This is a genomic window from Acinetobacter yuyunsongii (genome assembly GCF_041021915.1).
Lineage (GTDB): Bacteria > Pseudomonadota > Gammaproteobacteria > Pseudomonadales > Moraxellaceae > Acinetobacter.
On the sequence record NZ_CP157435.1, the window covers coordinates 135,565 to 151,920 of the forward strand.

General features: G+C 40.4%; 19 protein-coding genes and 1 pseudogene. 13 read left to right on the top strand and 7 right to left on the bottom strand.

The features are described from left to right. A complete protein-coding gene (locus ABLB98_RS00645) occupies nt 1-777 on the bottom strand; it encodes a hypothetical protein (protein ID WP_348882755.1) in 777 nt (258 codons plus the stop codon). 559 nt (nt 778-1,336) lie between these two features. Between ABLB98_RS00645 and ABLB98_RS00650 the strand changes: the two genes are divergently transcribed. The 6 genes and pseudogenes from ABLB98_RS00650 (at nt 1,337) to ABLB98_RS00675 (ending at nt 4,721) form a co-directional block, all read left to right on the top strand. Next, the gene (locus ABLB98_RS00650) at nt 1,337-1,864 is read left to right on the top strand and encodes a PadR family transcriptional regulator (protein ID WP_348882756.1); all 528 of its coding nucleotides are present in this window, start codon (nt 1,337-1,339) and stop codon (nt 1,862-1,864) included. Nucleotides 1,865-1,897: 33 nt separating this feature from the next. Continuing rightward, on the top strand, nt 1,898-2,203 hold the full coding sequence (locus tag ABLB98_RS00655; RefSeq protein ID WP_004665235.1) for a DUF3861 domain-containing protein: 306 nt from the start codon (nt 1,898-1,900) through the stop codon (nt 2,201-2,203). Nucleotides 2,204-2,205: 2 nt separating this feature from the next. Further along, nucleotides 2,206-2,481: a DUF2798 domain-containing protein gene (locus ABLB98_RS00660; RefSeq protein ID WP_348882773.1), complete on the top strand. Its 276-nt coding sequence runs from the start codon at nt 2,206-2,208 to the stop codon at nt 2,479-2,481. A gap of 144 nt (nt 2,482-2,625) precedes the next feature. Continuing rightward, entirely contained in the window at nt 2,626-3,573 is a 948-nt protein-coding gene (locus ABLB98_RS00665) for a pirin family protein (protein WP_087536709.1), read from the top strand. Next, a pseudogene (locus ABLB98_RS00670) lies at nt 3,570-3,972 on the top strand (OsmC family protein). The gene ABLB98_RS00665 and the pseudogene ABLB98_RS00670 overlap by 4 nt, the downstream one beginning before the upstream one ends. Before the next feature lie 95 nt (nt 3,973-4,067). After that, a complete protein-coding gene (locus tag ABLB98_RS00675; protein ID WP_087544519.1) occupies nt 4,068-4,721 on the top strand; it encodes a glutathione S-transferase family protein in 654 nt (217 codons plus the stop codon). Between the two features lie 62 nt (nt 4,722-4,783). On the opposite strand, the gene ABLB98_RS00680 is transcribed toward ABLB98_RS00675, so the two are convergent. From ABLB98_RS00680 to ABLB98_RS00705, 6 genes are all read right to left on the bottom strand, one after another. Beyond that, complete coding sequence (locus ABLB98_RS00680; RefSeq protein ID WP_348882757.1) at nt 4,784-5,389, bottom strand: SPOR domain-containing protein; 606 nt, start codon at nt 5,387-5,389, stop codon at nt 4,784-4,786. A gap of 193 nt (nt 5,390-5,582) precedes the next feature. Beyond that, nucleotides 5,583-7,382 carry an arginine--tRNA ligase gene (gene argS, locus ABLB98_RS00685; RefSeq protein ID WP_087536712.1) on the bottom strand — a complete coding sequence of 600 codons (1,800 nt, stop codon included), beginning with the start codon at nt 7,380-7,382 and terminating at the stop codon, nt 5,583-5,585. Nucleotides 7,383-7,552: 170 nt separating this feature from the next. After that, on the bottom strand, nt 7,553-8,473 hold the full coding sequence (locus ABLB98_RS00690) for a Dyp-type peroxidase (RefSeq protein WP_348882758.1): 921 nt from the start codon (nt 8,471-8,473) through the stop codon (nt 7,553-7,555). Between the two features lie 162 nt (nt 8,474-8,635). Further along, on the bottom strand, nt 8,636-9,445 hold the full coding sequence (znuB, locus tag ABLB98_RS00695) for a zinc ABC transporter permease subunit ZnuB (RefSeq protein WP_087536714.1): 810 nt from the start codon (nt 9,443-9,445) through the stop codon (nt 8,636-8,638). A gap of 3 nt (nt 9,446-9,448) precedes the next feature. After that, on the bottom strand, nt 9,449-10,237 hold the full coding sequence (znuC, locus tag ABLB98_RS00700) for a zinc ABC transporter ATP-binding protein ZnuC (RefSeq protein WP_087544528.1): 789 nt from the start codon (nt 10,235-10,237) through the stop codon (nt 9,449-9,451). Beyond that, nucleotides 10,210-10,707, bottom strand: a complete 498-nt coding sequence (locus ABLB98_RS00705) for a transcriptional repressor (protein WP_087536716.1) — start codon at nt 10,705-10,707, stop codon at nt 10,210-10,212. The genes znuC and ABLB98_RS00705 overlap by 28 nt, the downstream gene beginning before the upstream one ends. 216 nt (nt 10,708-10,923) lie before the next feature. On the opposite strand from ABLB98_RS00705, the gene ABLB98_RS00710 reads away from it, so the two are divergent. The 7 genes from ABLB98_RS00710 (at nt 10,924) to atpA (ending at nt 16,281) form a co-directional block, all read left to right on the top strand. After that, the gene (locus ABLB98_RS00710) at nt 10,924-11,763 is read left to right on the top strand and encodes a metal ABC transporter substrate-binding protein (protein ID WP_249571332.1); all 840 of its coding nucleotides are present in this window, start codon (nt 10,924-10,926) and stop codon (nt 11,761-11,763) included. Between the two features lie 170 nt (nt 11,764-11,933). Next, a complete protein-coding gene (locus tag ABLB98_RS00715) occupies nt 11,934-12,332 on the top strand; it encodes an ATP synthase subunit I (protein ID WP_004665211.1) in 399 nt (132 codons plus the stop codon). 99 nt (nt 12,333-12,431) lie between these two features. Beyond that, entirely contained in the window at nt 12,432-13,307 is an 876-nt protein-coding gene (atpB, locus tag ABLB98_RS00720; protein WP_004665210.1) for a F0F1 ATP synthase subunit A, read from the top strand. 82 nt (nt 13,308-13,389) lie between these two features. Then, nucleotides 13,390-13,635, top strand: a complete 246-nt coding sequence (gene atpE, locus ABLB98_RS00725) for a F0F1 ATP synthase subunit C (protein ID WP_000424060.1) — start codon at nt 13,390-13,392, stop codon at nt 13,633-13,635. 39 nt (nt 13,636-13,674) lie between these two features. Then, nucleotides 13,675-14,145 carry a F0F1 ATP synthase subunit B gene (locus ABLB98_RS00730; RefSeq protein WP_004665208.1) on the top strand — a complete coding sequence of 157 codons (471 nt, stop codon included), beginning with the start codon at nt 13,675-13,677 and terminating at the stop codon, nt 14,143-14,145. 12 nt (nt 14,146-14,157) lie between these two features. After that, nucleotides 14,158-14,694, top strand: a complete 537-nt coding sequence (locus ABLB98_RS00735; protein ID WP_004665206.1) for a F0F1 ATP synthase subunit delta — start codon at nt 14,158-14,160, stop codon at nt 14,692-14,694. 42 nt (nt 14,695-14,736) lie between these two features. Beyond that, nucleotides 14,737-16,281, top strand: coding sequence for a F0F1 ATP synthase subunit alpha (gene atpA, locus ABLB98_RS00740; RefSeq protein WP_087544534.1), 1,545 nt, complete (start codon nt 14,737-14,739; stop codon nt 16,279-16,281). Nucleotides 16,282-16,356 lie beyond the last annotated feature (75 nt).

Consider the following 16,356-nt stretch of genomic DNA (forward strand, 5'->3'; position numbering starts at 1 on the left):
TTAATTTGATACCTTTGTTGTGTCTAGTTGAGACGTTAAAGGTGAGTTCTTATAGTCTAAGTATAACGGAATGGCTATTGCTGCTATGAGACCCAAAATCATAACAATCAATGAATACTTAATTATATCATCTCTCTTCTTCTCTTTTGTGATGTTTACAGCCTGAGTTGTTATACAAACTCCAATTGCTTCAAATTGATTTTTGATATGTTCCAATTCATTAATTTTTTCAACAATTCTTGCGTAGTGGGCTTTTCTATCGTTGCTATTTAAAGCAAATTCATTAATCCGAGCTGTTGTTTGGATTTCTGAATCATCAACAAAGACTTTAAATTGCTCTATTTGAGATATTTGACGTTTCCAATTGTAAAAATCAGAAAAATGATCAGTCGGTACTAAGTTTAATTCAGAAAAGTTTTGCTCGAAAATATTCATTTCAGCTAAAAGCTGCTGAGTCATGTAATCTAAAGAGTCGTAATATGCACGAAGTAAATGATTATATGCCGCACGAAGATCATCAATATTGATATTGGATTTTTGATCTGTCGAGAATATTTCTGAGTTATTAAGAAATCTACTGATGTGGTAGCCTGCATAACGCATTTGATTAACTGGTGGGATTGGGAGCATTCCACAAATAACTTCAACTCGTTTACACCAAGTATCAGCATTTTGAAAAGCTTCACTCAAAGATAATAGAATTTCTTCCAGCTCTTTATGGGGTACTTCAAGTAATGCTGATTTTAAGGATGTTGGAATTTTTGCAAGCTGATTCATTTTTTTCCTTAAAACGACTGTTAAAAAAGGGCATATATATGCCCTTGATAGCAATTAACTCTATTTATGCGGGTTGAGCACACCTTGAAGTTTTTACAAGAAGAAACCTACCTGATTGAAGGCGCACATTACCCTCTGATAAATTCATAGTTGCAGTGTGGGCAGCTTCATTTCGGACATTTTGGCAGTACTCTTCAGGTGTCATTTTAGCTAGCTTTACAGCTAAATCGTTACGACGTTGTATGAGAGTTTTCACAATGTTGCCCTTTAATAAAAATAAGGTGTAAAAAAAGACTTTATTAGTATGACTAATAAGTCCTTTAATGAGTATGATTTATCATAAAATAAATTATACTCATTTGATTTTAAAGTAAATTAGGGAGATATTTCTTTATTTCCTTGCTGCAATTATAATCAATAGAGCTAATTAATCAATCGTTTGCTAAAAAAATTACGAAATATAGATAAATGGTAACCAGTATTCAAAATCTTACTGGATAAAAGATATATTAAGATATATCTTAATATGCATAAATTGTGCAATATGAGAAAAATAAAGATGAGACATCAATCAGATCATCGTGAAAATGAACATGATACACATCATCGAGAGCATCACCGTTCAGGTCGTCGCGGTCGCTTATTTGAATCAGGACGTATGAAACTGTTAGTGCTGCATTTAATTCAGCAAAACCCCAAACATGGCTATGAAATTATGAAAGAAATTAGTGATTTAGTGGGTGATGGCTATATACCAAGCGCAGGGACAATTTACCCAACTCTCACCAGTTTAGAAGAAATGAATTATATTTCTTTGCTCGATGCCGAGCGTAAACAATACCAAGTCACTGAATATGGCGAAACGTACCTGAAAGATCAGAAGGAAATGTTGACAGCCTTATTGGAAAAACTACGGATTAGACGTGAAATCCATAACAACGATCAACTGATAGAGATCCATCGAGCAATGGAAAATCTAAAAACAGCATTACGATTAAAACTCAATATCGCCGATCTACAGCAAGAACAAATTTATCAAATTACTGAAAAGATTGATCAAGCCGCCATTGCGATTGGACGTTTATAAACACCTTATCCAATATGAATTTAGAGAAAACTTATGAAACAACATCAATACCATGTCACCGTACAACATTTAAAAGATGCGAAAGGGCAAGCATCAACTTACACCGAACGTTTAGAATTTTATACTGGAAATCATGATGATATTTTTCAGATCGTTGAACGTTTAAATAGTGCTGAATTTTTTGATGATCAAACCACGAAAGCTTTTGCGGTGGGTTTAAAACTTTTCAGCGAAGTGATGCTGGAAAATAAAGATCATCCACTATTCGAAGAATTCCTGCCGCAGTTCGGTCAATTTATGAAGAATCTAAAGCAACATGTAAAGAAACAGGCTGAATGAGTATGGGGACAAATGGCATACAACAAACAAAGAAGAATTTCTTTACTAAATTACCCGCAAAATATGCTGCTTGGATTGTGCCATTATTATCAGGGCTGATGAGCGCAATATTATCATTGATGAACTTACTAATGAATGTTGGGCTAATAGATGGATTTACAACGAAGTGGCTGTCAACATGGCTGTTTTCATGGTTAATTGCCTATCCTGTCGTGCTTATGTTTTTGCCTGTTGTTCGACGCTTAACAAGCTTTATTGTGGAAATGCCACCACATTGATATATCAAGCTGTTGAATAATAATACAGATTGTCTCATGCATAGCACTCTGCGTATTACCAAAAGACTATATTGAATACTGTTGATATTGTTAAGATCAATAAAACAACTCATTGCAATAGCATAGGTAAAAGAGAGTAATATCATGAGTAATAATAACAATTACGATATTTCTGATTCAAAAGATTGTGAAACTTATATCAATCAGTTTATTCAAGAATTTACGATTCGCTCGGCAGAAATTGGTAAGGGCACAATCATTAAGCGAGCCTTGCCGAGTCGTCAGAAGCGTTTGGTGGGGGCATGGTGTTTTCTGGATCATGCAGGGCCAGTGAGTTTTCCCGCTGGAGATGGTTTGGATGTAGGACCGCATCCACATATTGGTTTGCAGACTTTTACATGGATGATTGAAGGCACCATGATGCACACCGATAGTCTTGGTTCAAAACAACTGATTCGTCCTAAGCAAGTGAATTTAATGACGGCGGGGCGAGGAATTTCTCATACCGAAGTTGCACCAGATACAGAAACCAAGATGCATGCAGCACAGCTTTGGATTGCTTTGCCTGATGACAAGCGCAATATGGAGCCAAAGTTTGAGCATTATCCAGAACTACCGGTGGTCAGTAAGGATCAGGTTGAATTTACCATTTTAGTAGGGGATTTTCTTGATATGGTTTCTCCTGTGCAAGTACATACACCTTTGGTTGGTGTGGACTTAACCGCACAAGCGAATACTAAAACCCGTATTCCACTCAATCCAAACTTTGAATATGCTTTTATGGCACTTGAAGGCATTGCTCAGGTCAATGGGCATGAACTCAATGCCGATAATATGGTGGTGTTGGAAACGGGGCTAACTGAAATCGAAGTTGAACTGACTGAAGGTCATCGTGTGTTACTCATCGGGGGTGAACCGTTTGAATCACCAATTTTGCTGTGGTGGAATTTTGTTGGGCGTACGATGCAAGATTTACAGCAAGCACGAGAAGATTGGATCAATCATGATGCCCGTTTTGGTGAAATTCCTGATTATCAAGGGAAGCGTCTCGAAGCACCTGTACTGCCTGAGCAAATGAGGGCATCGAAATGAGTATAATAGCGAGTGCAAAAGTTCTAACTTTACCTGAACCGTCGTGGAAAGGGGAAGTCACGAGTGGCTCACATCAATTTCTAACCGATCAACCCGAATCTTTTGGAGGCCATGATACGGAACCTGCACCTTATGATTTTCTGAGTGCAAGTTTAGCATCATGTACCATGATTACCTTACGCATGTATGCACAGCATAAGCAAATAAACTTGGGTGATTTTCAGTGTTGAAGTTGATTTTCATACCAACCGTGAACAGCAAGAAAAGATGACACGTCGTATTATATTTGAGCAGATTCCATCGCCAGCGTTACAAGAGAAGTTGCTGAATGTATGTAGTAAAACACCAGTGACGAAAACTTTGTTACGCAGTTTAGACATACAAACCGTGATTGTTTGAGACTAAAATGCTATTGTGCTTGGGCAAATCATAATTCTAAACGTAACTGTGAGAGGGATTCATACAGCAGTTGCGTAGACAAAGCAGGCACAAAAATGATTACCTTACATTACCTACAATGCTCACGTTCGTTCCGTATTTTGTGGGCATTAGAAGAGCTTGGTATGGACTACCAAGTTGAGTATTATCAGAGGTTACCTAGCTACGCAGCTCCTGAAAGTTTGAAACAGATTCATCCGCTAGGTAAAGCACCAATTCTGGTGGATGATGAGAATGTCATTGTGGAGTCGGCTGTTATTTTAGATTATCTGCAACAGCAGTATGATGTTAAACAACAGTTCAAACCGCAGCAATTCAAAGATCAGCTGCAATACTCGTATTGGATGCACTACGCTGAAGGCTCTCTCATGCCTTTATTGGTGATGACTCTCGTCATCAATAATGTGAGTAAGCATGTTCCGTGGATTATTCGACCTGTTGCTGAAAAAATTACCGATGGCGTGAAAGCTGGCTTTGTTCGCCCTCGAATGAAAGAACATATGCTATATCTGGAGCAGTATTTGGGAGAGCATGATTATTTTGCTGGAGCTTTTTCTTTTGCAGATATTCAAATGGCATTTCCACTGATTGCAATTCAAAATCGACTACACGGGAAATATCCCAACATTCAGGCTTTTGTCCAGCGTATTCAGCAGCGTCCAGCGTTTCAGCGAGCTGAGCAGAAAAGCCTGCACTCTCAATGTGCTTAAAGCCAGATATAGAATGAGAAAGGGGAAACAGATCGTTTCCCCTTTCTCATGTTATCAATGTATTAACGCTTGATTACGATGGAGTCAATGCCGCTATGTTGCAGGGTTTGTTGAGCAGCAAGTGCTGCATCTTGGCTATTATAAGGACCAGAGAAAACACGATACCATGTTTGGCCATTTTCAACCGTTTTTATAACATCGGCAGATAAACCATTCAGAATAATTTCTGCACGACGTGCATCAGCACTGTCAGGATCAGGATAGCTACGTACTTGTAAAATATAGCTTGCTTGAACTGATGCAGTTGGTTCAGTCGAGGTGATCGTTATTGGATCTTCAGTGGTCGTTTCAGGTTTTGGTGATTCAATAATCACGACATTACCTTGTTGTTTAGTTTCAGGGACAGCCTGTTCAGGGATTGGAGTAACTTGTTGTTTTGGCAACAAATCGTAGAAACGATAATCTTTGTTGGTATCTTCTTCTTGATAATGATCGGAGGTTACCTGATTTTTTGCTGGAACAGGTTGCCATGGTTGCCATAGCATGAGCATGACACCAACACATAGAATCGCAAGAATCGCGACAAGCATTCCCAACCATTTTGGAATGAGTGGTTTTTTGGGTTTGTTTGGTCGTTCAGATACACCACGTTGCGTTTTTCCAAACACCTGAAATTCCTCTTGATCCTATTAGATTATTTGTAACTTGAATCTGGTTAAAAACAAAGCATTATGTTTGAAAATAATGCTTTGTTTAAGATATTGCCGACCAATGATAGGCTAAGTTTAAAAGTAGATCTGTATAGCGTTGTTAACAACAATATTTCAGATTCGAACTTTTTATTGCAACTCTGTGTATTGATTACATCGCTTCAGGAGCAGATACACCCAGTAACTCTAAGCCATTACGTAAAACTTGTTGTACGTTAATTGAAAGTAATAAACGCGCTTGTGATAAAGGAATATTTGTTTCATCAACAAATTTAACTCCATCTTGAGCATACCATCCATGAAATAGCGCAGCTAAGTCTTTTAGATAATTACCAATTTGATGTGGTTCGTAGACATTCGCAGCACGAATCAAAATTTCAGGATAAGCTGCTAATTTAGCGAGAATCTCTGTTTCAGTCTCTAATGCTAAGAGATTAGCAACTTGGCGAGCAGATGCGACATCAAATGTAATGCCTTTCTCTTTCGCGCGGTTCAAAATGCTATTTACACGTGCATGGGCATACTGAATGTAGTACACCGCATTGTCTTTGCTTTGAGAAACGGCAAGGTCTAAATCAAAGTCGATATGTTGTTCAGATTTACGCATCACGTAGTAGAAACGTGCCGCATCGTTGCCGACTTCTTTACGTAGATCACGTAAAGTCACGAATTGACCTGAACGAGATGACATTTGTACCATCTCACCACCACGCCATAAACTCACGAACTGAACTAAAAGAACAGTCAGTTTCTTAGAGTCGTAACCCATTGCATCAATTGCAGCTTTTACACGTGAAATATAACCGTGGTGATCTGAACCCCAAATATCAATCAGATCAGTATAACCACGTTGTAGTTTATTCAAATGGTAAGCAATGTCAGATGCAAAATAAGTGGTTTGGCCATTACGACGTTTGACCACACGGTCTTTCTCATCGCCAAATTCAGTTGATTTAAACCAAATATTGCCATCTTTTTCATAGAGAAAGCCACGTTGATCAAGCGTCGCAAGTGCTTCATCAATTTTTTCGGTTAGCGAAGCTTCGCTAAACCATTCATCAAAAGTCACCCCAAAGTCAGCAAGGTCATCTTTGATATCATCCAAAATGGCATGTAAAGCTGCTTGGTGAAATACGCGATAGCCCGCACCTAACTGTTGTTGTGAATTGGCGATTAAGCCATCAATGTGTTTTTCTTTATCACCAGACAAAATAACTTTATTGCCTTCAGCATCGAGTTCTTCAGCATATTGAACATCTTCAGGTACATCGTTGTAAATGTCAGCAACTGGACGAACGTGTGCATCGCCATCTTGATCAATAATGCTCTGTGCGATTTCTTTAACATAGTCGCCTTGATAGGCATTTTTAGGGAAAACAAGCGTTTGCCCAGTCAATTCTAAATAACGTAAATAAGTTGATGTTGCCAAAATATCCATTTGGCGACCTGCATCATTGACATAGTATTCACGGTCAACTTGAGCACCTGTTGCTTCTAAAAGGTTGGCAACAGTCATGCCGTAAGCTGCACCACGACCATGTCCCACATGCAGACTAGATGTTGGGTTTGCAGAAACAAATTCGACTTGGATTTTTTTAGCTGCATTGGCTTGGCTGCGTCCATATTGGTCTTTTTGTGCTTGAATTTGATCAAGTACAGCGAAGCGTTGGTCTGCGTTTAGAAAGAAGTTAATAAAACCAGGCCCTGCGATTTCTGCTTTTGTAATGTCAGCGACTTCAGGTAGTGCTGCTAAGATTTTTTCAGCTAAATCACGTGGTTTCATTCCCGCCGCTTTGGAACCAATCATGGCGATATTTGAGGCGAAGTCTCCGTGACTTCGGTCTTTGGTACGGGTTAAATGGCTCGTGTTTGTCCAATCTGAAGGAAGTACCCCTTGTTGTTGAAGGGATTGTACCGCATGATCAAGAGCTGCTTGTATTGCCGTATTCATAGTTACCGAAATAAATGTCGCGGAAAAACGTCAAATATAGCAAATTTTAGCAGCTTAAGGGGAGAGTGATTGAAGTGGAATTAACATATTCATATAAATCTTTTCAGACTTTTATTTTTCAATGTGGTGGTGGGGATGCTATATCGACGATAGATATAGCATTTTTCTCTTTAAGCTTGTAAAACCTGTTCGAGTAATTCATCACTTGGTGCGAAATAATATGCCCCATCAATCGCAGTAGTGAAATGTAATAAACGGTCATGAATACCATCACCTGTAGTACCAAACATTCGTTTTAACATGGCATCAATAATGCTCAAATTATTGGTATAGGCAACAAAAAATAGACCTTGTTCACCTTTACCATCACCATAAGGCAAACTGTGACGCAAGATTTCCATTTCTTCGCCATCCTCATCTTCTACCACGGTACGTGCGACATGCGAATTTTGGGGTTTGATGTCATCATCAAGTTCAATAGATTCAAGTTTGGTACGTCCAAAAACATGTTCTTGAGCATCGACTTTGAGTTGTTGCCATTTTGCTAAATTATGAATATAGCGCTGTGCGAAAATAAAACTGCCATCTGCAAAAGCCCCTGCTGTTTCTGCAAGGAGGGCAGCTTCAGCACGGTCATCTGGGAATTGAGGATTTTCTGTACCATCAATAAAGCCTGTCATATCGCGACCATCAAAGAAACGGAAGCATGCACGCTCATCTAAAACATCAACTTTGCTTTGAATACCATTGAAGAAAGCTTGACTGATCGCAAAGCAGATATCAGCACGAGCACTCGCAATGTGTATAAATACATCCGCGGGAACCACATGCATGTCAAAAGCCCCATGTTGCGGGTCAAGCTGTCTAAAGTCTTCAGGTGTCTGAGAATAAAGCTTTGACCAAAGCTCAGGACCAAAGGCAATCGCTGTTTTAATTTGATCGTTAGGGTGTTGGGTAATCAGACGATCACGGGTTGAGAGTAGAGCTTCAATCTGCTGTTTGAGTTCAGAAATACTTAAATCTTTTAAACGCAAAACAATAAAACGGGCATGATCAGAAGGTAATGGAAGAATGACGGATTGAGCAGTCATGAAGCTCTCCTTGGTTCGTTATTTTTAAATGATACAAAGATATGATTTTGCCCGATGTGAGCAGTGCTTAATAGCTTATTTTTGACGATTTTTGCGATATTCATAATCGTTAAATAATAGTCGACATTGCATTCAAGTATTGGATGCTAAGGTTGGAAACATTTAATTGGTTTTAAAATTCGGTAAGAATTTTTGTACTGCAAAAATAACGGCAAAGCAAAGCGCCATACATAAAACGATACTGAGACCTGTGGCAATATTTAACGCCGCACTAGACCATAAGCCAACCGTCACAGCCAATTGAGCCAGTAAGAATGCCCAAATCACCATTTGTTTAGGTGAATGTGCAAGTAAGCGTGCGCTTAGTGCAGGAATCACCAGTAATGCACCCATAAGGAGTGAGCCAACAGCACGGAGCGCAAGTACTGTAAATAGCGCCAATAACAGCATGAAAATCAAGCGTTGCCAATTGGCTCTCACCCCTTCACTCATTGCAATATCGGGATCAATTGCAATTTGAATTTGTGCAGACCATGAACGATACAAAACGATAAGCGAACCTACAATCACGACCGCAAACATGGGTAAATCAGACCATTCAATACTAAGAAGATCGCCAAATAAGTAGCTTAATAATTCGGGGCGTAAACTCGGAATATGCTGAATTAATAACAAACCAGAGCACAGTAATGTCGCTGAACTTAATGCGAGTAAGGCATCATTAGGGAGGCGAGAGTCATGCAGCACCCATAAAATACCAACCAGTAAAGCAGCCAGAAAGGCGACCCCTAACCAAAAGGGTAGATGTAGTAAGGCTGCAATAGCGACGCCTAATAGCGTGCCATGTGCCATGGTATCAGCAAAAAAAGACATTCTGCGCCAAAGCATCAGACAGCCGAGTGGTGCTGTCAGAAATACCAAAAGTGACCCCATGATCCAAGCAGGTAATAGCAGTTGTAACCATTCCATCATCGCTTAGACCTTCGGTTCAGGGTGAATGTGTGGGCGTGGATCATGAGAACAGGGTTCCGCATGATCGCTATGTCCACAATGATTGTGATGATGCTGATAGAACATCCGTTGCGTACCAAAAATCGCTTGGTATTCAGGATGCTGCTGAATACTTTCAGGTAAACCACTACAACAAATGTGTTTGTTCAGACAAACAACGCGATGCGTGCCTTGCATTACCCATTGTAAATCATGTGACACCATCAATACTGCACAACCGTAGCGTTCAGGTAGGCTTCTCACATAGTCGTAAAGCTCAGCTTCGGATTGAATATCCAAACCTTGCATAGGTTCATCAAGCACCAGGATATCGGGTTGGCGGAGTAGTGCACGTGCCAGTAAAACTCGTTGTCGTTCGCCACCTGAAAGTTGTTGTACTTTAGAGGCTTGTAATTTTTGAATGCCCGTATCTCGGATAATTTCTTCGCGTAAATCAGCGGCACAAATTTCTAAATCAAGTAAGTCTTGAACACGTAAGGGAAGACTGGCTGAGGGGTTGAATTTTTGTGGGACGTAGGCCAATTTTAATTTCTTGGAAAAGTGAACTTTTCCTTTATTTGGCGACATAATGCCAAGCAAGATTTTAATTAATGTTGATTTGCCAGCACCATTGGGACCAATTAGTGTCACAATTTCTTTTGCCTGCAATGCAAAATCAATATTTCTTAAAATATCTCGTTCGTCGCGTCGAACAGAAATATTCTCCAACTGAATAAGTGGAGCGCTTATTGGCGTGTGTTGCACTGATGACATTTTCCAGAAATTTCAATAATGCTGTGTTGGGCAGCAAATTGGTCAGAAGCAGCAAGTTGATCGAGCTGTTGAATTAATCCTTGTGCTGAAGCCTCTTTCACTGAATGACATTCAGTGCAAATCAGAAAAGCAGCTTGATGCCCTTCACGTGGATGGCAACAAGGAATATAGGCATTAATTGAGGTCAGTCGATGAATTAGACCTTTTTCTAATAAGAAGTCTAAAGTTCTATAAACTGTAGGTGGGGCAGCAGGGCGGTCTGCTTGACCTTTGATTTTAGCCAGTAAGTCATAAGCGCCCATTGGAGCAGAAGCATTTAGAATGAGTTCAAGCACTTCTTTACGTAAAGGTGTTAAGCGAGCGCCAACTGCAGTACACAAAATTTCTGCTTCAGCAATGCGAGCCTTAATATCGTGATGACCGTGAACACCATGTAAAGCATTGTTATGTTCATGTGAACAAGAACTCATAGGTAGACCTCATTGTTTTTGTAGAATCTATTGCTTTTCATTCGCTCATCGCCTTTATGATATTGCAATAGACCCATTATCATAACATGCAATTCAATTTAACCATCTATATAAGTTGAAGCTCGACAGGCGAGCGCGACAAATCTAAAAAAGACATAGGTGTTTTTTAACTTTTGTTATATTATAACACGCTTCTCTGAGTTGAGTAATGTTGTGATGTCCCGCCTAATAGTATTTGTTTTCTTTTCAATGTTAAGCACATGGGGATGGACTCAAAGTTTAGTTGTTTCAACACATCCAATTTATTTAATTGCTAAAGAGGTTACAGCAGGCATAGAAGAGCCTGTTCTGTTACTTGGCGATCAAACAGGACATGATGTACAACTCACACCCGCTCATCGTAAGGCGATTCAAGATGCTTCGCTGGTATTGTGGCTAGGTAAAGTACATGAAGCACCTTTAGATAAGTTGCTTAATCAAAACCCTAAAGCAATTGCACTTTTAGATTCTGGTATTTTGACGATTTTACCGCAGCGTAGTTTACGCGGTGCTGCATTGGCAAACACTGTAGATAGTCATGTGTGGTTAGAGCCAAACAATGCAGTGCGAATTGCTTTCTTTATTGCAACTTTACGTTCACAACAATATCCAGAAAATAAAGCCAAATACATGGCGAATGCAAAAGAGTTTTCGCAACAAATGCTGCAGGTTTCACAGCAATATGAAAGTTCCAATAAAGCAAAACCTTATTGGTCTTATCATGATGCCTATCAATATTTAGAAAGAGCACTCAATTTGAAATTTGCTGGAGCATTGACTGATGATCCTCATATTGCACCCACAGTAGCTCAAATTAAATTCTTAAAAGATAGTCGCCCTAAAACACAAATGTGCTTGTTGGCTGAAACATCAGCAAGTCGTGGTCAATATCAAAAGCTAAATCCAGTCGTGTTCCAACCAGTTGATGAAAGTATGCGTGGTCAAGATAATTTTGTTGCTGCATGGAAAAAATTGGCTTCAAAAACCGATAAATGCGTATTAAGTACTCAAAAATGATGAAAAAAATAAAAATGAGTTGACTCTATCGTCATAAAATATGCTAACGAAAAAAACAGACTTAAGTCGAGAAAAGATTGCATGTTCAGGGGTGTAACTCTATAATGCCTGCGATTCGAAACGATCATCAATAAAACTTGTCAAGCAGTTATGTTGTGAGTGGATAAAAAATGAGCCAAACTAGTCGCTTGATTGACCGACGATTAGCAAAAGCTTTGGTCTTCTTACAAGCGTGTATGATTCCTGTTGCAGCTTTGCTTGCATGGATGATGAAAGACACCACTGCTGCTCTAAGTGCTGCGCTTGGGGCTTTGGTATGTTGGTTGGCACATTGTTATTTTGCTTGGCAGTCGTTTAGAACGGCAGGCGCAAGAGCATCAAAACAAGTCATGCTGAACATGTATCGAGGGATGCTGGGTAAGTTTGCAATCGTGATCGTGGGTTTTATTTTAATTTTGAGCAATGTTAAACCGCTGTCACCGGTTGCGTTGTTTTGTGGATTTATCCTCGTTCAAACGATGTCGTGGGTCGCGCCATTTTGGGTGTCACGTCTACAAAAACGAGTTTAAAACACATTTAAGATTTTTTGGAAGTGTGAGTGAGATTATTGCAGTTCGCAGAATTCGCTTCGCTTCTTTTTAATGATTGACATTGACCAGGTGTGATTTATGGCTGCTGAAGAACATGCCCTTACTTCGACCGAGTATATCAAGCATCACTTGACCAATATGACCTATGGCAAAATGCCTGATGGTACATGGAAGTTGGCTGAGACTGCTGAAGAAGCTCATTCGATGGGGTTCACTGCAATTCACTTGGATTCAATGGGTTGGTCTATCGGACTTGGTGTTATTTTCTGTTTGTTATTTTGGACAGTTGCGAAAGCTGCAAATGCTGGCGTTCCAACTAAATTCCAATCTGCAATCGAAATGATTATCGAGTTTGTGGACTCAAGTGTTCGTGATACTTTCCACGGCAAATCACGTTTAATTGCTCCTTTATCATTGACCATCTTCGTGTGGATTTTCCTCATGAACGCAATGGACTTGATTCCTGTTGACTGGATTCCTTTCCTAGCTCAAAAGATTGGTGCAAGCGTGTTTGGTATGGACCCTCACCACGTTTATTTCAAGGTTGTTCCATCTACAGATCCTAACATTACCCTTGGTATGTCATTGTCTGTATTTGCACTGATCTTGTTCTATAGTATTCGTGAAAAAGGGATCGGCGGTTTCGTCGGTGAATTGGCACTTAACCCATTTAACCCAAGTAACCCAGTTGCAAAAGCGTTATTGATTCCAGTGAACTTGATTTTGGAATTAGTAACTTTTCTTGCTCGACCAGTTTCGTTGGCTCTACGACTGTTCGGTAACATGTATGCGGGTGAGTTAATCTTCATCTTAATCGCGTTATTACCGTTCTGGATTCAATGGGCGTTATCTGTGCCTTGGGCTATTTTCCACATTCTTGTAATTACGTTGCAAGCATTCATCTTTATGATGCTGACCATCGTTTACTTGAGCATGGCAAGCGAAAAGCATTAATAGTATTGCCTAATTATCAATCGATGGTTAGGCTTAAATTTTAGTTTAATTTGGTAATAACCTAACCTCTGAGGAATTTTTCATGGAACTCACTTTAGGTCTAGTTGCAATTGCATCTGCTATCTTGATCGCTTTTGGTGCTTTAGGTACTGCGATTGGCTTCGGTCTTTTAGGTGGCCGCTTCTTAGAAGCTGTTGCTCGTCAACCAGAATTGGCTCCACAACTTCAAACTCGTATGTTCTTAATTGCGGGTCTTCTTGATGCTGTGCCTATGATCGGTGTTGGTATTGGCTTGTTCTTCATCTTCGCTAATCCATTTGTAGGTTAATAGCTTAATTCCTAAATCCACATATTGAGGAATAGCGAAATGAATATCAACCTCACATTGATTGGTCAAGCGATTGCATTTGCGTTCTTTGTCGCATTTTGCATGAAGTTCGTTTGGCCACCACTAATCAATGCGATTAGTGAGCGTCAGCGTAAAATCGCTGATGGCTTAAATGCTGCTGAAAAAGCAAAAGCTGACCTTGCTGATGCGCAAGCACAAGTTAAGGCAGAATTAGACGCAGCAAAAGCACAAGCGGCTCAATTGATCGAACAAGCGAACCGTCGTGCAGCACAATTGGTAGAAGAAGCGCGTACCCAAGCATCTGCTGAAGGTGAGCGTATTCGTCAACAGGCGAAAGAAACTGTTGATCAAGACATCAATGCTGCTCGCGAAGAATTACGTCAACAAGTTGCTGCTTTGGCAGTTGCTGGCGCAGAAAAAATTCTGAACCAACAAGTTGACGCAGAAGCTCATAATGCCATGCTGACTCAGCTGGCTGCTAAACTTTAAGCGAGGCGAAATATGGCTGAACTCTTGACGTTGGCACGCCCATACGCTAAGGCAGCATTTGCTTATGCATCTGAGCAAAATGCAACTGACTCTTGGTCAAATGCATTACAACTGCTCAGTGCTGCGGTGCAAGATGAAGCATTTTCCGCTTATTTAAATCGCCCTGAGTTGACTCCTGCGGAGCAGGTAAGTCTTTTTGCGAAAGTTTTAGGTGAAGATCAATCACAAGCTGTGTCGAACTTTTTGACATTACTTGCAGATAATGATCGTTTAGTTTTATTGCCTGAAATCGCAGCAGAATACGAATTACTGAAATCGCAGAACAACAACACTTTGGAAGTAGAGATTGAATCTGCTTTTCCATTAGATGCGACACAAGAGCATATTTTAGCTCATGCGCTTGAAAAACGTTTTAACAGAACTGTTCATGTGACTGTTAGCGTTAATCCAGCGTTAATCGCAGGTGTTGTGATTCATGCAGGCGACCAAGTGATAGATGACTCTGCGCTTAACAAGCTTGAAAAAATGCGGACTCGTCTTCTTGCGTAATAGCAAAAAGACTGAACTTAAAAAAGATTGAGGAATAGCGCAATGCAACAACTGAATCCATCCGAGATCAGTGCGCTCATTAAACAGCGTATCGGCGATCTGGACACCAGCGCGACCGCGAAGAATGAAGGTACCATCGTCATGGTATCTGACGGTATCGTGCGTATTCACGGTCTTGCGGATGCAATGTACGGTGAAATGATCGAATTCGACGGCGGCTTATTTGGTATGGCACTGAACCTAGAACAGGATTCAGTGGGTGCCGTTGTTTTAGGTAACTACCTAAGCCTGCAAGAAGGTCAAAAAGCGCGTTGTACAGGTCGTGTATTAGAAGTTCCGGTTGGTCCTGAACTTCTTGGCCGTGTCGTAGACGCTTTAGGTAACCCAATTGATGGTAAAGGCCCAATTGATGCAAAATTAACTGATGCTGTTGAAAAAGTAGCACCAGGCGTAATTTGGCGTCAATCAGTCGACGAACCTGTTCAAACTGGTTATAAATCAGTTGATACCATGATCCCTGTAGGTCGTGGTCAGCGTGAGTTGATTATTGGTGACCGTCAAACTGGTAAAACAGCAATGGCGATCGATGCGATCATCGCTCAGAAAAACTCTGGCATTAAATGTGTATACGTTGCGATTGGTCAAAAACAATCAACAATTGCAAACGTTGTACGTAAGCTAGAAGAAACTGGCGCTATGGCGTATACAACTGTTGTCGCAGCTGCGGCAGCTGATCCTGCAGCTATGCAGTATTTAGCTCCGTACTCAGGCTGTACAATGGGTGAATACTTCCGTGACCGCGGTGAAGATGCGTTAATTATTTATGATGATTTGTCTAAGCAAGCTGTTGCTTACCGTCAAATTTCATTGTTATTACGTCGTCCACCAGGTCGTGAAGCGTATCCAGGTGACGTATTCTATCTTCACTCACGTCTTCTTGAGCGTGCTTCGCGCGTTTCAGCTGACTATGTTGAGAAGTTCACGAACGGTGCAGTAACTGGTCAAACTGGTTCTTTAACTGCGTTACCGATCATTGAAACTCAAGCGGGTGACGTATCTGCATTCGTACCAACCAACGTAATTTCGATTACTGACGGTCAGATCTTCTTAGAAACATCATTATTCAACGCAGGTATTCGTCCTGCTGTGAACGCGGGTATCTCGGTATCGCGTGTTGGTGGTTCTGCTCAAACTAAGATCATCAAAAAATTGTCTGGTGGTATCCGTACTGCTCTAGCACAATACCGTGAATTGGCTGCGTTTGCTCAGTTTGCTTCTGATCTTGATGAAGCAACGCGTAAGCAACTTGAGCATGGTCAACGTGTAACTGAGTTAATGAAGCAGAAACAATATGCTCCTTACTCAATTGCTGACCAAGCTGTATCTGTTTATGCATCTAACGAAGGCTATATGGCTGACGTTGAAGTGAAGAAAATCGTAGACTTTGATGCTGCGTTAATTGCTTACTTCCGTTCAGAAAAAGCTGCGTTAATGCAACAGATCGATGAAACTGGTGATTATAACAAAGACATCGAAGCAGCAATCAAATCAGGTATTGAGAGCTTCAAAGCGACTCAAACTTACTAAGTTTACCTTTAGTTAAGTTTGGTTCACGGATCAACCTTCGAAAGCTCGAAAGGGCTTTCGAATACTAGGTTAAGC

Bases quoted from the DNA above. Each gene is read 5' to 3' on its own strand.
- ABLB98_RS00645 (WP_348882755.1), bottom strand. From the start codon at position 777: ATGAATCAGCTTGCAAAAATTCCAACATCCTTAAAATCAGCATTACTT.
- ABLB98_RS00650 (WP_348882756.1), top strand. From the start codon at position 1,337: ATGAGACATCAATCAGATCATCGTGAAAATGAACATGATACACATCAT.
- ABLB98_RS00655 (WP_004665235.1), top strand. From the start codon at position 1,898: ATGAAACAACATCAATACCATGTCACCGTACAACATTTAAAAGATGCG.
- ABLB98_RS00660 (WP_348882773.1), top strand. From the start codon at position 2,206: ATGGGGACAAATGGCATACAACAAACAAAGAAGAATTTCTTTACTAAA.
- ABLB98_RS00665 (WP_087536709.1), top strand. From the start codon at position 2,626: ATGAGTAATAATAACAATTACGATATTTCTGATTCAAAAGATTGTGAA.
- ABLB98_RS00675 (WP_087544519.1), top strand. From the start codon at position 4,068: ATGATTACCTTACATTACCTACAATGCTCACGTTCGTTCCGTATTTTG.
- argS (WP_087536712.1), bottom strand. From the start codon at position 7,382: ATGAATACGGCAATACAAGCAGCTCTTGATCATGCGGTACAATCCCTT.
- ABLB98_RS00690 (WP_348882758.1), bottom strand. From the start codon at position 8,473: ATGACTGCTCAATCCGTCATTCTTCCATTACCTTCTGATCATGCCCGT.
- znuB (WP_087536714.1), bottom strand. From the start codon at position 9,445: ATGATGGAATGGTTACAACTGCTATTACCTGCTTGGATCATGGGGTCA.
- znuC (WP_087544528.1), bottom strand. From the start codon at position 10,237: ATGTCATCAGTGCAACACACGCCAATAAGCGCTCCACTTATTCAGTTG.
- ABLB98_RS00705 (WP_087536716.1), bottom strand. From the start codon at position 10,707: ATGAGTTCTTGTTCACATGAACATAACAATGCTTTACATGGTGTTCAC.
- ABLB98_RS00710 (WP_249571332.1), top strand. From the start codon at position 10,924: ATGTCCCGCCTAATAGTATTTGTTTTCTTTTCAATGTTAAGCACATGG.
- ABLB98_RS00715 (WP_004665211.1), top strand. From the start codon at position 11,934: ATGAGCCAAACTAGTCGCTTGATTGACCGACGATTAGCAAAAGCTTTG.
- atpB (WP_004665210.1), top strand. From the start codon at position 12,432: ATGGCTGCTGAAGAACATGCCCTTACTTCGACCGAGTATATCAAGCAT.
- atpE (WP_000424060.1), top strand. From the start codon at position 13,390: ATGGAACTCACTTTAGGTCTAGTTGCAATTGCATCTGCTATCTTGATC.
- ABLB98_RS00730 (WP_004665208.1), top strand. From the start codon at position 13,675: ATGAATATCAACCTCACATTGATTGGTCAAGCGATTGCATTTGCGTTC.
- ABLB98_RS00735 (WP_004665206.1), top strand. From the start codon at position 14,158: ATGGCTGAACTCTTGACGTTGGCACGCCCATACGCTAAGGCAGCATTT.
- atpA (WP_087544534.1), top strand. From the start codon at position 14,737: ATGCAACAACTGAATCCATCCGAGATCAGTGCGCTCATTAAACAGCGT.